Origin of the sequence: Paenibacillus tritici (assembly GCF_018207515.1) — a bacterium.
GTDB classification, from domain to species: Bacteria; Bacillota; Bacilli; order Paenibacillales; family Paenibacillaceae; genus Paenibacillus_AQ; species Paenibacillus_AQ tritici.
Window position 1 is genome coordinate 5523691 of sequence record NZ_CP073365.1, and the last position, 14481, is coordinate 5538171.

17 protein-coding genes are annotated in these 14481 nt (G+C 45.3%); all 17 read left to right on the forward strand.

Annotation, left to right across the window (positions count from 1 at the left end; genetic code table 11):
- The first annotated feature begins 10 nt into the window (after positions 1–10).
- A complete protein-coding gene (locus tag KDC22_RS23690; protein ID WP_211720557.1) occupies positions 11–847 on the forward strand; it encodes a conjugal transfer protein TrbL family protein in 837 nt (278 codons plus the stop codon).
- A gap of 4 nt (positions 848–851) precedes the next feature.
- Positions 852–1061 (forward strand): hypothetical protein, encoded by a 210-nt coding sequence (locus tag KDC22_RS23695; protein WP_042139145.1) that lies wholly within the window; start codon positions 852–854, stop codon positions 1059–1061.
- A 10-nt stretch (positions 1062–1071) separates the two neighbouring features.
- Positions 1072–1410: a hypothetical protein gene (locus KDC22_RS23700; RefSeq protein ID WP_211720558.1), complete on the forward strand. Its 339-nt coding sequence runs from the start codon at positions 1072–1074 to the stop codon at positions 1408–1410.
- Positions 1407–1847: a prepilin peptidase gene (locus KDC22_RS23705; RefSeq protein ID WP_211720559.1), complete on the forward strand. Its 441-nt coding sequence runs from the start codon at positions 1407–1409 to the stop codon at positions 1845–1847. Before KDC22_RS23700 ends, KDC22_RS23705 begins: the two co-directional genes overlap by 4 nt.
- A 27-nt stretch (positions 1848–1874) precedes the next feature.
- On the forward strand, positions 1875–2624 hold the full coding sequence (cpaB, locus tag KDC22_RS23710) for a Flp pilus assembly protein CpaB (protein ID WP_211720560.1): 750 nt from the start codon (positions 1875–1877) through the stop codon (positions 2622–2624).
- The gene (locus KDC22_RS23715; protein ID WP_211720561.1) at positions 2617–3483 is read left to right on the forward strand and encodes a hypothetical protein; all 867 of its coding nucleotides are present in this window, start codon (positions 2617–2619) and stop codon (positions 3481–3483) included. The genes cpaB and KDC22_RS23715 overlap by 8 nt, the downstream gene beginning before the upstream one ends.
- A complete protein-coding gene (locus tag KDC22_RS23720) occupies positions 3480–4829 on the forward strand; it encodes a CpaF/VirB11 family protein (RefSeq protein ID WP_211720562.1) in 1350 nt (449 codons plus the stop codon). Before KDC22_RS23715 ends, KDC22_RS23720 begins: the two co-directional genes overlap by 4 nt.
- Positions 4826–5764: a type II secretion system F family protein gene (locus KDC22_RS23725; protein WP_211720563.1), complete on the forward strand. Its 939-nt coding sequence runs from the start codon at positions 4826–4828 to the stop codon at positions 5762–5764. Before KDC22_RS23720 ends, KDC22_RS23725 begins: the two co-directional genes overlap by 4 nt.
- A gap of 232 nt (positions 5765–5996) precedes the next feature.
- Entirely contained in the window at positions 5997–6746 is a 750-nt protein-coding gene (locus KDC22_RS23730) for a JAB domain-containing protein (protein WP_211720564.1), read from the forward strand.
- 15 nt (positions 6747–6761) lie between these two features.
- On the forward strand, positions 6762–7637 hold the full coding sequence (locus tag KDC22_RS23735) for a secretion protein F (protein WP_246552920.1): 876 nt from the start codon (positions 6762–6764) through the stop codon (positions 7635–7637).
- Positions 7638–7671: 34 nt separating this feature from the next.
- Positions 7672–8064 carry a DUF4320 family protein gene (locus KDC22_RS23740; protein ID WP_246552921.1) on the forward strand — a complete coding sequence of 131 codons (393 nt, stop codon included), beginning with the start codon at positions 7672–7674 and terminating at the stop codon, positions 8062–8064.
- Positions 8061–8600: a hypothetical protein gene (locus tag KDC22_RS23745; protein ID WP_211720565.1), complete on the forward strand. Its 540-nt coding sequence runs from the start codon at positions 8061–8063 to the stop codon at positions 8598–8600. The genes KDC22_RS23740 and KDC22_RS23745 overlap by 4 nt, the downstream gene beginning before the upstream one ends.
- Before the next feature lie 117 nt (positions 8601–8717).
- Positions 8718–9293: a DUF6550 family protein gene (locus tag KDC22_RS23750; protein ID WP_211720566.1), complete on the forward strand. Its 576-nt coding sequence runs from the start codon at positions 8718–8720 to the stop codon at positions 9291–9293.
- A 66-nt stretch (positions 9294–9359) separates the two neighbouring features.
- Complete coding sequence (locus KDC22_RS23755) at positions 9360–11102, forward strand: DUF8193 domain-containing protein (protein ID WP_211720567.1); 1743 nt, start codon at positions 9360–9362, stop codon at positions 11100–11102.
- A gap of 18 nt (positions 11103–11120) precedes the next feature.
- Complete coding sequence (locus KDC22_RS23760) at positions 11121–11801, forward strand: TraC-like domain-containing protein (protein WP_211720568.1); 681 nt, start codon at positions 11121–11123, stop codon at positions 11799–11801.
- Positions 11802–11804: 3 nt separating this feature from the next.
- Positions 11805–12638, forward strand: a complete 834-nt coding sequence (locus KDC22_RS23765; RefSeq protein ID WP_246552922.1) for a C39 family peptidase — start codon at positions 11805–11807, stop codon at positions 12636–12638.
- 4 nt (positions 12639–12642) lie between these two features.
- On the forward strand, positions 12643–14457 hold the full coding sequence (locus tag KDC22_RS23770; RefSeq protein WP_246552924.1) for a VirB4 family type IV secretion system protein: 1815 nt from the start codon (positions 12643–12645) through the stop codon (positions 14455–14457).
- Positions 14458–14481: the final 24 nt, after the last annotated feature.

Below are 14481 nucleotides of genomic sequence, written 5' to 3' on the forward strand. Positions count from 1 at the left end.
GGAGGAATATATGGAGAAGATCTTACTGCTGCTCGTCGTTGCTCTGCTTAACGGGGCGCTAATCTATATGGACACCTTGTTAAAAGACATTCTTCCCATCTCCTTATATGCAGAGAAATACATGACCCTCACAACTGGCACGAATCTACTGGAAAGCTTGTACGATATTTTGTTTGGCTTTGGAGTTGCAGTGATGATTCTCAAATTTCTGAAAAAGGGCTTTGAGATTTATGTACTTTGGACCGATGGGGATCCGGATGAAGAACCTCTGTTTCTACTGACCAATTTTTTCAGGGCAATGGCTGTTGCCATTTGTTTTCCCACCATCTATACCTGGATCGGTCAAATGGTCGAAGAGCTAACCAATCAGTTACTGGTCGTCATCGGGCAATCGACCGACTACAACTGGCAGGTTTGGGTTAACAGTATCAGCTCACTCGGACTTGTGACCGCACTATTTGGATTGGTCTTCGTGGTTTGTTTCTTCATCCTGTATTTCCAGTTTCTCATGCGCGGACTCGAAATGTTCATCCTTCGTGTTGGTATTCCGCTAGCCTGCGCTGGATTACTGGATAATGACCGTGGTGTGTTCCGTGCCTATACCCAGAAATTTGTGCAATCCATGTTGACGGTAGTTATTCAAATCGCCTTAGCCAAATTAGGAGTAGGGCTGATGCTGCAATCCCATGTCTTCTGGGGACTAGCCTGTATGATGCTCGCGATCAAGACACCACGCTTCCTCTCCGATTTTTTAATTACATCAGGTGGCGGTGGCGGGGTTGTAAACAATATCTATCACTCCGTCAAACTCGTAGGGATGGCCCGCAAAATGACGAAGGCCGGGTGACTGGATGGATACACTGGAGGAGTTGGCACAAGCTCTTATCGCCTTAATCCGACTTGGCTGCGCCTGTCGCTTGGTGTATTGCATGGTACGTCTGGCTGGAGCTGACGAGGAAGCGGCGAAATACAAGAAGCGCAGCCGAAACGTGGTACTGTTTTACATTCTTGCCGAAAGCATCTGGCAGGTGAAGGATATCATTCTGTTCTATTACCAGTAGGAGGCATGAGATGACTCAAGAATCGCAAACGTTGTATATTCCGATGGGTGTGAAGCCGGAAGCCGAGTGGTTTCCGGGTTTTGGCAAACAGCAATTAGGTAAGGCCTTTATCGGTTCATTGCTCACTGTACTTCTGGCGCTATTACTGTGGCTGATCAATGGCAGTGTGCCGATGGCCTTAGTTACTTTCTTAACCGGTGTTTCCGCCTCAGTGATGATGACCACGAAAGACCGAAATAATTTGTCTGTTCTCGATCAAGTACGCTTTATGGTTCGCTTTGCCAAAAGCCAAAAGGTATACCCCTACAGAACTCTACCTGAATGGCCGTGGCAGGAGGAGCAACTTTGAGTCTGTCCCTAAATATCATCCTTCTGAAAGGTTTACTTCTTACCTTGCTCCTGACTTATGCCAGCATTCAGGATGTGAAAACTCGCCAGATCCCTGATTCTCTTTCCGTAGTTATTACCACTCTAGGATTCATACACTTCTCTCCTCTTTTCTCCTTATCCGGGATGCTCCTTACTGGCATACCGTACCTTGTTGCGGCTGTAATCTCCAAAGGCAAGCTCGGAGGCGGTGATATCAAACTTATGGCGGCCTGTGGCTTTGTACTAGGTCCTGTAGGTGGCATAATTCAAAGCATTATTGGATTAACATTTGTTCTTTTAGCTGCTGCAGGTATCGGTATCAAATCCGGTTATCAATCTGCTAAACAAACGTCTCTGCCGCTGGCTCCCTTTTTATCTGCCGGCGGCCTTTTTGCGTTTATCATGCTCCAACTCTAAACCCTTCCTCAGGAGGTCTTGTCTTTTATGCACAGATTTAAAAATCGTTCTGTATTAGGAGCAGCTTGTATTTTACTCTCTCTCATCATTTGTTTTGGTATTGCACCACTCTTAAACCGTGCAGCCAGCGATACCACTCCAATCATCCGTATTACCAAAGATGTTGCCAAAGGCTCGATAATTCAGTCTGAACAGGTAGAAACCGTTGAGGTAGGAAAGCTCCATTTGCCTGAAGCTGTTCTCAAAGCGAAGGAGACCGTCGTTGGACAATATGCGGCGGTGGATCTCAAAAGCGGCGACTATTTGCTCCCTGCCAAGTTATCTGCTGTTCCACTAGATGCTTACCTCAATCGACTGGATGGACACAAACAAGCCATGTCCGTCACAATTAAGAGCCTTGCAGCAGGCCTATCCGGGAAACTTCAACCTGGAGATATCGTAACCCTTATCGCTTCAGATTACGGAGAAATGCGTACGACTACCATGCCTCCAGAGCTGCAATATGTTGAAGTATTGGCTGTCACTGCAAGCAGCGGACTGGACGCCCAAACAGGTACTAACGTCACCGCAAAAGACGATGAGGAAAATGAACTCCCTTCGACCCTAACCTTACTTGTCCAACCGCAGCAGGCTCAACTTTTAGCCGATCTTGAGAATAAAGCTAAGCTGCATACATCCCTCGTGTACCGCGGCGCCCCTGCTACCGCCAAAGCTTTTACCGACAAACAAGATGCTTACTTTACAGCCCAGCAAAAGAAAGGAGAGGCAAATGAGTAATAAACCGTTGATCGCTGTTTGGGGCAATCCCGGTAGCGGCAAGACCGTAACGACGATCAAGCTGGCGAAAGCCTTTGCCGCTAAAAAGAAAAATGTTCTGATTCTTTGCTGCGATGCCCTTTGCCCCTCCGCTTCTACAATCCTGCCGCAAGCCGCCAAGCAACAACGCTCCCTAGGCGAACTGCTCAGTCTGCCTGCGTTAACCCAAGAAGAATTACTACGGTTTGCTCTACCACTGGATGGTTCTCCTCATGTTGCTTTGATTGGTTACAAAAAAGGGGACACCGCTTTTACGTATGCGTCTTACGACAGAGAGCGAGCTGTCGATCTTCTAACGTTGGCAAGACATCTAGCAGATGTGATATTGGTTGATTGCTCCAGCTATCTATCCGCCGATCCCCTTTCCACGGTAGCACTGGAACTCGCCGATACCGTCTATCGGTTACACAGTTGTGAGCTGAAAAGCCTCATGTTCTATGCTTCCTATTTACCATTGTTGACGGATTTACGGTTTCGCCGTTCATTGAATGTCTCTGTACTATCCAATGTTAAAGCAGGGCAAGACGAACGGGAATACAGTCAAGTTTTCGGAGGTATTGAGGTAACCCTTCCCTATGTGACTGAGCTAGAGCAACAAACGGCAGATGCCCGGCTGCTCGATGACCTATCTGGCAAAGAAGCAAAGACCTATCTCAGTGGTGTGGAACATTTGATTCAACTGGCTTTACCGGAAGAACACCCGCATGTAGCGAAGTCAAAAGATAAATCCTCTACAACTCCAATCCATAATCCGACAACTTTAAATCTCCTCAATTGGCTGAAATCATTCCTACCAAAACGCCGAGGTGATGGTCAATGAATCAAGCTTCTTCTCTATTTTTCTCTGCCACCCAGTCCAAGCCCTTTGCAGATGTGCTTAAGGAAGTCCAGACTTATCTTTCCGGGAAATATGCCACACTGATGAGCCGCCATCCTGAGGAACAAAAACAGCAGATCATTTCCTATATGAGTCAATATCTAACCGACCAACGGCTACATGTGCCAGGACTGACATTCGATGAACTAATCAATCGACTGTATGCCGAGATGGTGGAATATTCCTTTTTAACCCGTTACCTTTTTTCAAGAGATGTCGAAGAAATCAATATCAATAGCTACAATGACGTGAAAATCAGCTATACAGATGGACGCATACTCCCAGCTGAAGAACAGTTTTCTTCACCAGAGCATGCGGTGGATGTCATAAGGCGGCTCCTGCATCAGTCTGGTATGATCCTGGATTATTCTCAGCCCATTGTCCGGGGCCATCTGGCCAACAATATTCGCATTACCGTGTTCGGTGCTCCCATTACAGATAAAGATAAAGGGATTGCTGCTTCCATACGGATCATTAACCCTCAGAAGTTAGCCCGAGAGGATTTTATTCAGAATGAAACAGCGACCGCGGAAATGCTGGACTTCCTTAGCATCTGTCTAAGGTATGGGTTATCCATGTGCGTCACTGGAGCCACCGGCAGCGGGAAAACAACCTTGATGAGCTGGCTGCTATCCACGATCCCCTTTGACAAACGTATCTTCACTATTGAGAATGATTGCCGTGAGTTTGATCTGGTCATTACCGACGAAAACGGCTGCGTTCTGAACAATGTGGTGCATACTGTGACACGCTCCAGCGAAGACCCCCGCCAGCATATCGATCAGGAAAAACTTCTGGAATTCGCCCTGACTGCAAACCCCGATATTATTTGCGTCGGAGAAATGAAATCTGCTGAAGCTTTTGCTTCCCAAGAAGCAGCTCGAACTGGTCATACCGTGATTACCACTACCCATGCAAATTCTTGTTTTGCTACCTACTACCGGATGGTGACGCTCTGTACCCAGAAATATGATATGAATGACCAGACCCTGTACAACCTGGTAACAGAAGCTTTTCCACTCATTTTGTTTGTGAAGAAACTTGAGGACAATACCCGCAGGATGATGGAAATCACAGAATGCTGCATACTCCCAGATGGTCAGCGTGTCATTCATACGCTATTCCGGTTTGCCGTCCATGCTACTTACGAAGAAGCCGGCCGTATTTGCATCGACGGCGCTTATGAGAAGGTTAGTGACATTTCCATCAGCCTACAGAAACGGTTGCTCGAAAACGGTTTTCCCTTGTCCTCATTGCAACGTTTGTTATCTGGAGGTGAAGCCTCATGACGTTTATGCTGCTGTTAGCCTCTATCGGTTTAACTGCAGGCTGCATGTTGATCCTTCAACTCACTCCTTACACATTAGCACAAGAACTCTCCGAACTACTCTCCCATTTGTCTATTCGAAATCCATCACTAGCAAAACGGATCCGTACTGTTCAGCACCCAAAGAAACTTAAAGGCTGGCGAGCTACAGTACATGAAGCCCAAGCCATTCTAGAACAGACGGGTCATAGTCAACGGTTTAGTTTGCTAATCGCCGGTTCCTTATCTTTAGCAATTATCGGAGCAATACTGGCAATCCTCATGAACAACTTGTGGTTGTTGCCCATAATGGCGGGAGGATTTGCCCTACTCCCTTTTTGGGGTGTCATGTTCAGCTCTACCTTCTATAAGAAGCGGCTTGGTAGTGAACTAGAAACGGCTCTCTCCGTCATTACCACCTCCTACTTACGCAACGAGAATATTCTGGCAGCGATTGAAGAAAATCTCCCTTACTTGAATCCTCCAGTAGCAGACGTATTTCAAGCGTTTCTAGCTGAAACGAAACTGATTCATGCCAACCTCAGACTAGCAACTCAACAGCTTAGAGGCCGAATTAACAACACTGTTTTTCAAGAGTGGTGTGATGCCCTGATTGCCTGTCAGGATGATCGAACGTTGAAATCCACACTCATGCCCATTGTCGCCAAATTATCCGATATGCGTGTTGTCTCGGCGGAGCTTGACTATTTACTCTATGAGCCGTTAAAAGAATTTCTAACCATGGCTATCCTACTCGTCGGCAATATTCCCTTACTTTATTTTCTGAATCGCGACTGGTTCCATACATTGACTACCAGCACTCCTGGGCATATCGTGCTTTCAATTTGCGCATTAGCATTGTTTGTCTCACTGGCAGCAGTGATCCGGCTTACACGTCCTCTGGAATACAAACGGTAAGAAGGGAGTATTCAAATGCACGATTCTATTCGGTTACTAGGCAATTTAATTGAGGCATCCCCGCAAGAGCAGATCATCTTACAATCCCTGATTGAGGAATACGGGTTCCATAACTTTTGGGACCGGTTCGAGGAAGAGGACCTGTCTGGCGATTTGAAAAGCAAGCTGCAGGCAGTAAAGAAGATCTTACATGCCTTGGAGCCAGTCCCATCTCCTGAAAGGAGCGAATTCGATGGGCCAAGGCTCTCTTGATAAGAGAATGGTCAAGGAATATATCCAATCCCTTCATCAGTTAACGGGAATTCCACTCAAAAAATTAGAGAACTATGGAAATACCAATAACCTAATGAATGCTCTGGAGCATCCCCATTCCCTGGAACTCACTTCAATGCAATTACAGAAAGTGGAGCAGCTTAATGAATTCCTCATCTCTCACCGTGTTCTGCAGTGGGAAGTGGAGAATACACAGCGAAAAATCACCTCTCCAGAACTGGCAGGAAGCTACTTCTCCGCATTTTTACATGGGCTACGGGACCGAGAACGCTTCATGGTCGCCTTCTTAGATAATGGTAACCATGTGATTGAAACACGGATTATTTCTGAAGGTGGTCTCACTGAGGCCCCTGTGTACCCCCGCAATATTTTAAAGGCTGCGCTGAATTGTGACTGCACATCCATCATTATGGCGCATAACCATCCGGGCGGAAGTCTGAAGCCATCCTGGCAAGATATCGAGATGACCAAACGAATGGTTGCAATCTTCGAACCGCTTCACATTGGTATTTTGGATCACATCATTATTGGTAATGCAGGCTTTACTTCATTGACACAGATGGGGAAATTGCCGAAATCAGCTGAGGAGGCGATCAGTTATGAGGCCATCACCCTCAAAAGTCTGGAGGAAGTCGAACCGTATATTCACGCTCCTTACCCGGAGCCTGCATGGGATGGTGTAGTGCGTGAGGAAGAATGGGAGCGCTAATGGAGGTGATTGTCTATGATGTCCGGATTACTAATGTTCATTGGTTTGTTTTTCGCTGCTGGATCTTATCTCGTTATCGCGGACCTGATTAAACTTCCTACACTTGCTGCCTCAAAGGCAGTTATTCAGGTCGCACGAACTGGGAAGAAAAACAGTTCTACCTTCGATGCTCTCATCTTTCACATGTCTTCCTGGCTAGCTCCTAAACTTCCACTGAGCGATTACTATGAACGTAAAACGGCTGCGACCCTTCAGTCTGCAGACATTCCACTAACCCCGCATGCCTATGTAGCCCATGCCATAGTAAGAGCAGGTCTTATTTTTGTTGGTGGATTAGTCAGCCTGCCAATTTTACCGCTGATATCACCACTCTTTATCTTTTTGGCAATCGCTGTATTCTTCAAAAACATAAGTGCGGCAAGTGAATCCGTTCGCAAAAAAAGAGAAGAAATTGAAGCTGGACTCCCCCGGTTTGTGGCCACTATCGCGCAAGAACTTAAAGCAACCAGAGACGTGCTGCGGATGCTTGAGGTATACGCCAAAAATGCCGGGATCAGCTTGCAGAGCGAATTATTTATTACTATTGCGGATATAAAGAGTGGCAATCAGGAGACAGCACTGCTGAGGCTCGAGACACGTATTGGCAGCACGATGTTATCAGATATTGTACGGGGGTTGCTAGCCGTATTGCGCGGGGATCAGGGAGTTGTCTATTTTGAAATGCTCGCACATGACTTCAAATTGATAGAAATTCAACGACTCAAGCTTGTTGCATTGAAACGTCCAGGCAAAGTACGCAAGTATTCATTCTATATGCTCGGATGCTTTATGTTGATGTACATTGTCATTTTGGGCATGGAGATCATGAGGGCGATGGGCAAGTTATTCTGATGCATACCATCCAGAAGGAAGGGAGGAATGCTAGGTGTCCATCCTCCGAAGTAAGCGCGGAGAAGGTTACGTCGATGTGGTGGTGCTAGTATTGGCTGCCATGTTATGCGTAGCTCTGGCGATCAAGGTGTTTCCGGTCTTTGTCTTAAAGAATCAACTGGACGCTTTCGCCGCAGAACTGGTACGAGAAGCTGAGAAATCCGGTAGAGTTGGCAGTGAGACTACAGAGCGGGCTAATGAATTACAAACACAAACTGGTCTATATCCTACAATTATGTGGAACAGAACCGGACAAATTCAAATTAACGAAGAAGTAACAGTAACTTTGAAAACCACTGTTAATATCGGATTATTTGGAGATTTCGGCTCCTTTCCCATTGAACTCTCCGCTAGAGCTCAAGGAAAGTCTGAGGTGTATTGGAAATGAAGTGGGTGACTAACAAATCCGGAAATGGCTTTCCGTTAGTTGTTGCCATTGTATTGGCAATACTGATGTTTTCTAGTGTGATTTTTGAATATATGAGACTAACGATTATCGCCAGTGGTGTACGTGATGCCGTGCAAAGCTCCATTATTGCCGTGATTGCTGAAAACTACAGTAATGTATACAGTAGCCTGCGGCAAAGTTACTCCGGCGGTTATTTACGGTCCGGAAACGAATGGCAGGAGCAGCTCTCCACAGGACATATCTATCCACGGCTACAAGAGAATTTGGGACTGGCCCAACAAGGGACAAGATATGCCAAACTGATTGGAGATCAGGTGGAATATAGTTTATCCGGTTTAGTAGTAACTCTTATCAATGCACCGTTCGCTCCTTCCTCTCCGAACACCATAGAGCAATTCACGGCTGAGGCAGTAATTCAGCTGGAGGTGCCACTTTCCTTTGGCTGGGGACATCTGCCTCCAATGAAAGCAGAGTTACATGTTAAAGCAGTATATATGCCTCGGTTCAGCTCATAAACTCATTAAAAAATATTATCTTAGCTGATTTCATTGGATTTTACAGAATTATACAGTAAAATAGAAGAACGAGATCCTCTTGTAAGAACAGAAATATGCTATAAGGAGTCGAGAACCATGAAGCGAAAGATATGGGCTTTTGCCGGAGGAATTGTGATTGTTGGCTTTATAGTCACTTGGGCGGCATGGCCACATCAAGACAGCAGTCAAATACCTAATCCAGCAAATACGATAACGGCAGCAATTCCTTCTAAAATCAATGTTCCTGAAATAGAGCCAAGCCCTACTACCTCCCCCCAGAATCCAAGTCCAAGTCCCTCCCCCATCTCTGTTGCCGAAATCATCCCTCAGCCTACTATATCTGAAACTCCTGTACTTCAGCTGGAAAAGGAAAAGAAGAATGTTGAAGTACCTATTGCTCAACCTGCAAAAACACAAAAACCTACCCAACCACCTAAGCCCAAAGTTAAGGCTTCTACAAAACCACAGTCTCCTGCTTCTACTCCAGCTTATGAAGAAAAGACAACTCAGCCTAATAAACAAAAAGATGAACCAAAGGCTGGAGAAAAAAATAATGATGGGAAGGTTTATGTTCCTGGCTTTGGATGGGTTGAAGATCAAGGGGGAGGAACCCAAGTTGTTGAAACTGGAAATGACGGTGATTTGAATAAGCAAGTTGGAGACATGGATTAAAATCACAAAACATGAGAAAAGACGCGGCGTGTTGCTGCGTCTTTTTCTTTTTTGGAGGCATTGGTTATGAGTAGATTTTTAAAATGTATGTTTATCCTATTACTTACGATGACCATTTTCATGCCGTATAGTATAAACGCTGATGGTACTGGTGATGGGAATATCGACATTGGTGGTGGTGGTTTAGGTAGCGGTAGTGGGGAAAACTTTTGGAATACAAACGATGAAGGAGTCAGGGTGACTGTAATAAGAGCAGCTGATCAGATGCCGGTATCTACCCCTATTGATTTTACAAATCGAACTCCTCCAAGCTCACTTATTCATTTCGGAAAAGTCAGTAAACTACAGTACAGCAAAGGGACAACTTTAAAACCATCCACTGCCCCTTACACATATGTACAGCCTGGAGAACGTCTACCTTTCATTATTAAGTCGAGTAAAGCTGAACCGAGTTTAGAGCTCATCAAAAGATATTTTTGTTCAGAGTACATGGCAATTCGGATTGCGAACGCAACAAATATTGACTACGAGACTTTAATAAACGGTAACTACAAACTCCTTATTGAACCCATCGCTTATATCACCTTTCAAGGTGTAAAGATGGCGATGACTGCCCATGAGACCGCTTTGTACGATCAAATTTTAAATGGTAACTTACGTTCAAAAATGGTTAGCCTCACTCATCAAAACCTACCGTTATCCATATTTTTAGAGACCTCCGACCTTGGCTTCCCCGCTTGGAATGGATCTACCAGCAGTCGTGTCAGTAATGATCAAATTATCACCTCCCTTGGTTTGGGCATCGTCCGCTTTAATAACGCCCCTACTACCCCTTCCCCCAGTCAGGCAAGCTACCAATACCGAACAGATACCGATGTGATTACCTCTGTACATCTTTCCACCTCTACTGAAATCACACCTGATAATCCGGCAAGAGTTACATTTGCGATTATGGGCAGCACTTACACAGTGAAGAATATCGTCATTCCGGAAGGCGACAGTCAGTTGGTTTGGATAAAATGGCACACACCTAGCAGTCCACAATCAGTTTCCATTCAGGTGAGTTCAACTAACGGCACACTTAGTGTCTCCTCTATAACAGCTTCTATTGTCGATCTGAATCAGAATCCCCCGCCCAATCCTACTGCCACAGATCGTAACGATTCATTTCACCTCCCTTCAGTTCCTAATTATCCATCTAAAACTACTGCCTCCTGGGGAATCTGGTCGGCTAGTTGGCATGAATACTGGGTCTGGATTTCTAACTGGCAATGGCACAGTACCGGAAAGGATACTGGCTATTGGATAGATTATGGATTTTGGAAAGATAGAGGCTGGTGGGATTATATCTGGACTAGTTATTTCGCTTCCCTCTCTGCCACTCAATCAGTCATCCCCGATACTAAATCACCATCTCTTTCCTCCAATAGGATGAAATCAGGATATGGCATTGAGATAACTAGCAACAGCACGACCTCTTCTAATGCTCCTAGTAGTCACATCACCGGTGCCCAGCACGCCGTAACCTATTTCCCAGAGTTTTCTTATCAAACCTACTGGCGGCTTCATGACCTTAAATCAGGTGGAGTGAACGCCAGTTTTTGGTTGAAGACCAATGAATACTCAACTTACCTAAGTCGAGTTCACTTTACGCCGGTTTGGTTCCCTGACGGTCCCTATATTCCAATCACACGCATTCTGGATGCCTGGACGCCTGCAGGCATGCTAACCCTTCAATTACAGGGAACGATTACGATCTCCGGGAACCTATTCTCTGATTGGCATATTGCACCGAAAAAAACAAAATAGAAAGTTGGTGCTGCATTTATGCTGCTGCCCATCATTGTGCTGCTCCTCTGCCTTCTTGGCGGAGGAGCTGTTTTATTTCACCTCATGAAAAGTAAATCAAAATCAAAAATCACCACTGATCTTGCCATGCAAACAGCACAAGAATTCGTCCAAGTACAAGACATTCATGGGAACTTCCTTCATACACAAGACGGTTGGCTGATGAGCTATGTACGGATCTTCCCAATTAGCCTGGATTTATTGAGCATCTCCGAAAAGCGGATACTCATTAACAAGCTAACAGCCGAATTATCCTCTTTCAACTATCCATTTAAGTTTCTAGCGGTAAGTCGACCTGTAGATATATCCCCACTAATTTCAGAACTCAGTGCCTTACTCTCTACCGCAGACCCTAAGCAGAAGGAACTGCTCCGGCAAGAAATGTTGGAGATGAACACGCTCACGCTCTCAGGTGAAGTAGTTGAGCGACAATTTTATTTAATTCTCTGGCAGCGACAAACTGACGGGACTGAACGGGACCTCTTGGACAAAGCTAAAAGGCTTGCCCAGCATTTTGAAGATGGCCAAGTGCAGACCCAACTTTTAAAACAGCAAGACATCGTTCAGTTATGCAACCTAGTTAACAATCCCTCCTACACCCACCTCGAAACGACAGAACCTGAAAATGTGATTCCTTTTCTTGCGAAGTTGGAGGTGTAAAATTTGGATCCCTTCACTGCGAAGTTACTTTCCAAAATAGCCCTGAAAATTGCTTCCGACGAACAAGCTCGCAAACGAATACTGATGCTGATTTTAATTCCTGCAGCCACCTTGTTGGTTCTCATCGCTATGGTTCTACAACTGCTTACCTCCCCCTTAGAGTCACTTAAAATATGGCTCTCGGCTGATGAAACTCCCATTGTAAATGAAATGCGTACCGATTATGGCTTTACCCAAATTCTACAAAATACCGACGAAGGATATTTGGAAAGTCAGGGGCAGCAATATGAGGGAGTTACGTTTAAGGATGGAAGTCGTGAAGTTGTCTACTACAACCAAATGGATTCCCGTTGGGCAGATAAGCCTTACGGTCCTAGAGATACCATTGGAGTGTCTGGATGCGGTCCAACTTCATTAGCAATTGTTGTATCGACGTTTACAGATAAAAGTATCGATCCTGTGACTATGGCTAAGTGGGCCTATGAAAATGGTTATTTGGCAGAAGGAACCGGTAGCTACCATAGCTTAATTCCTGATGGAGCTCAGCATTTTGGTTTGAATGTTCAAGGTGCTGCTCAAAAAGACCAGCAAACTATCATTAATGCCTTATCTAGTGGAAAACTGGTTGTTGCCATTATGGGTAAAGGTCACTTCACTTCCTCCGGCCATTTCATGGTACTTCGAGGTGTCACCACTGAAGGCAAGATTCTTGTCGCCGATCCAGCCAGTCGAAAGCGAAGTGAGCAGGAATGGGATTTCTCCATTATTTTGAACGAAGCCCGAAAAAATGCAGCAGCAGGTGGCCCCTTCTGGATCATAAGCGGAAAGGAGAACTGATATTTTGAAACCCACATCTCCATCTTTATCTGTGAATCCTTCACTTCTAAACGCAATCACTCCTATGGGCTTGGAGTTTTCTCGTAACGGCCTTGTGATTGGTGAACAAACAGCTAAAATGTATGGCGTCATTCAGTATCCTCCCAAAGCCGATGTCGGTTGGCTCTCCACTCTAACCAATATGCCATCTACCATGGTATCCATCGGTTTTCAACCTATAGACAATAGCGCCTTAATCTCAGCAATATCCAAATCCATTACACAAAATCGCAGCATGGCCGACAGTGCTAAAGATCCTCTCACCCGTCAACGAGCAGACAAGGCGGCTACCGATGGTGAGAACATTATGATGCAGATCGACCAAAACGGTGAAACGGTTGGCCTTATGAATGTAATGGTCATGCCATTTGCAGAAGATGATAAGCAGTTCACTCGCGCATGTAGACGTGTTGAAAATACCTTCAGTATGATGCGCTGCAAAATTCGAAACCTGGCCCATCTTCAAAAAGAGGGCTTTCGTCACCTATCTCCTATGTACCCGGCACAAGATCAAATTGGAGATATACTTAACAAAATCATGCCGATGAGTACCTTCGTTGGAGGCTTCCCCTTTGCAAGCTCTGGCTTTAATGACGGAACGGGTTATTATTTCGCTAAGGACGCTAGCGGCGGATTGGTCATCGTCGATACATGGAAGCGTGGCGGCGATCGAACCAATTCAAACATCGTCATTATGGGCGTGGCCGGCGTAGGTAAATCTACAGCGGTAAAGCATGTGGCACTTAGTGAATACATGAAGGGTACCAAAATTATTTTTATTGATCCAGAATCGGAATATAAGGAGCTTTGCCAGAGGCTAAATGGCGACTGGATTAACGCCGGCGGTGGATCTAATGGTAGAATCAATCCACTGCAAATTCGCCCCGCTCCACGCGATGAAGAGGATGAGCAATTTCCGCTTTATAAAGATGAAGGTCACGGTATGTCCGACATGGCGCTTCATCTGAAGAATCTGGAAATCTTCTTTAACCTGTACATCCCTGACCTGACCATGATGCAAAAAGCTGTCCTTAAGCAATGTTTGATTGAGTTGTATAATCAGTTTCTAATTACGTGGACCACAGATATTACGAAACTAGCCAGCACCGACTTCCCTACTTTTTCTGACCTCTACGCTCTGATTCATGGCAAGGAAAAGAAGCTTGGAGATGAAGTGTATAAAGAGTTGTCCCTACTATTGCATGATATTGCACATGGTGGGGACTCTTTTTTATGGAATGGTCACAGTACCATCCAAACCCATAGCCGCTGCATTTGCTTGGACACCCATACTCTTCAGAATACTTCTGAGAACATCAAGAGAACCCAATACTTTAACCTCTTATCCTGGTGCTGGGAGCAAATGTCTCAGGACCGGACAGAACGGGTTCTTCTAATCTGTGATGAGTGTTATTTGATGATCGACCCTAACGTCCCGCAGAGCCTAGTATTCTTACGAAATGTAGAGAAACGCGCTCGAAAATATGAAGCCGGCCTTGCGATTATCTCTCATAGTGTCGTGGACTTTCTAGCCCCTGAAGTCAAAATGTACGGGCAAGCGCTACTGGATATACCTTGTATCAAAATACTGATGGGGACAGACGGGAAGAACCTTCAAGAAACACGTGAGCTTTATAACCTAACGGATGCAGAGGAAGAACTTCTGGCCAGCAAGAAGCGGGAACATGCTTTATTGATGATTGGTTCTAAAAGGTTGCATGTCCACTTTGATATCCCGGAATATAAGTTTGCTTATATGGGAACAGCAGGAGGACGATGAGCATGGACAAAAAGAAACAGCTCA

Bases quoted from the DNA above. Each gene is read 5' to 3' on its own strand.
- KDC22_RS23690 (WP_211720557.1), top strand. From the start codon at position 11: ATGGAGAAGATCTTACTGCTGCTCGTCGTTGCTCTGCTTAACGGGGCG.
- KDC22_RS23695 (WP_042139145.1), top strand. From the start codon at position 852: ATGGATACACTGGAGGAGTTGGCACAAGCTCTTATCGCCTTAATCCGA.
- KDC22_RS23700 (WP_211720558.1), top strand. From the start codon at position 1,072: ATGACTCAAGAATCGCAAACGTTGTATATTCCGATGGGTGTGAAGCCG.
- cpaB (WP_211720560.1), top strand. From the start codon at position 1,875: ATGCACAGATTTAAAAATCGTTCTGTATTAGGAGCAGCTTGTATTTTA.
- KDC22_RS23715 (WP_211720561.1), top strand. From the start codon at position 2,617: ATGAGTAATAAACCGTTGATCGCTGTTTGGGGCAATCCCGGTAGCGGC.
- KDC22_RS23720 (WP_211720562.1), top strand. From the start codon at position 3,480: ATGAATCAAGCTTCTTCTCTATTTTTCTCTGCCACCCAGTCCAAGCCC.
- KDC22_RS23725 (WP_211720563.1), top strand. From the start codon at position 4,826: ATGACGTTTATGCTGCTGTTAGCCTCTATCGGTTTAACTGCAGGCTGC.
- KDC22_RS23730 (WP_211720564.1), top strand. From the start codon at position 5,997: ATGGGCCAAGGCTCTCTTGATAAGAGAATGGTCAAGGAATATATCCAA.
- KDC22_RS23735 (WP_246552920.1), top strand. From the start codon at position 6,762: ATGATGTCCGGATTACTAATGTTCATTGGTTTGTTTTTCGCTGCTGGA.
- KDC22_RS23745 (WP_211720565.1), top strand. From the start codon at position 8,061: ATGAAGTGGGTGACTAACAAATCCGGAAATGGCTTTCCGTTAGTTGTT.
- KDC22_RS23750 (WP_211720566.1), top strand. From the start codon at position 8,718: ATGAAGCGAAAGATATGGGCTTTTGCCGGAGGAATTGTGATTGTTGGC.
- KDC22_RS23755 (WP_211720567.1), top strand. From the start codon at position 9,360: ATGAGTAGATTTTTAAAATGTATGTTTATCCTATTACTTACGATGACC.
- KDC22_RS23760 (WP_211720568.1), top strand. From the start codon at position 11,121: ATGCTGCTGCCCATCATTGTGCTGCTCCTCTGCCTTCTTGGCGGAGGA.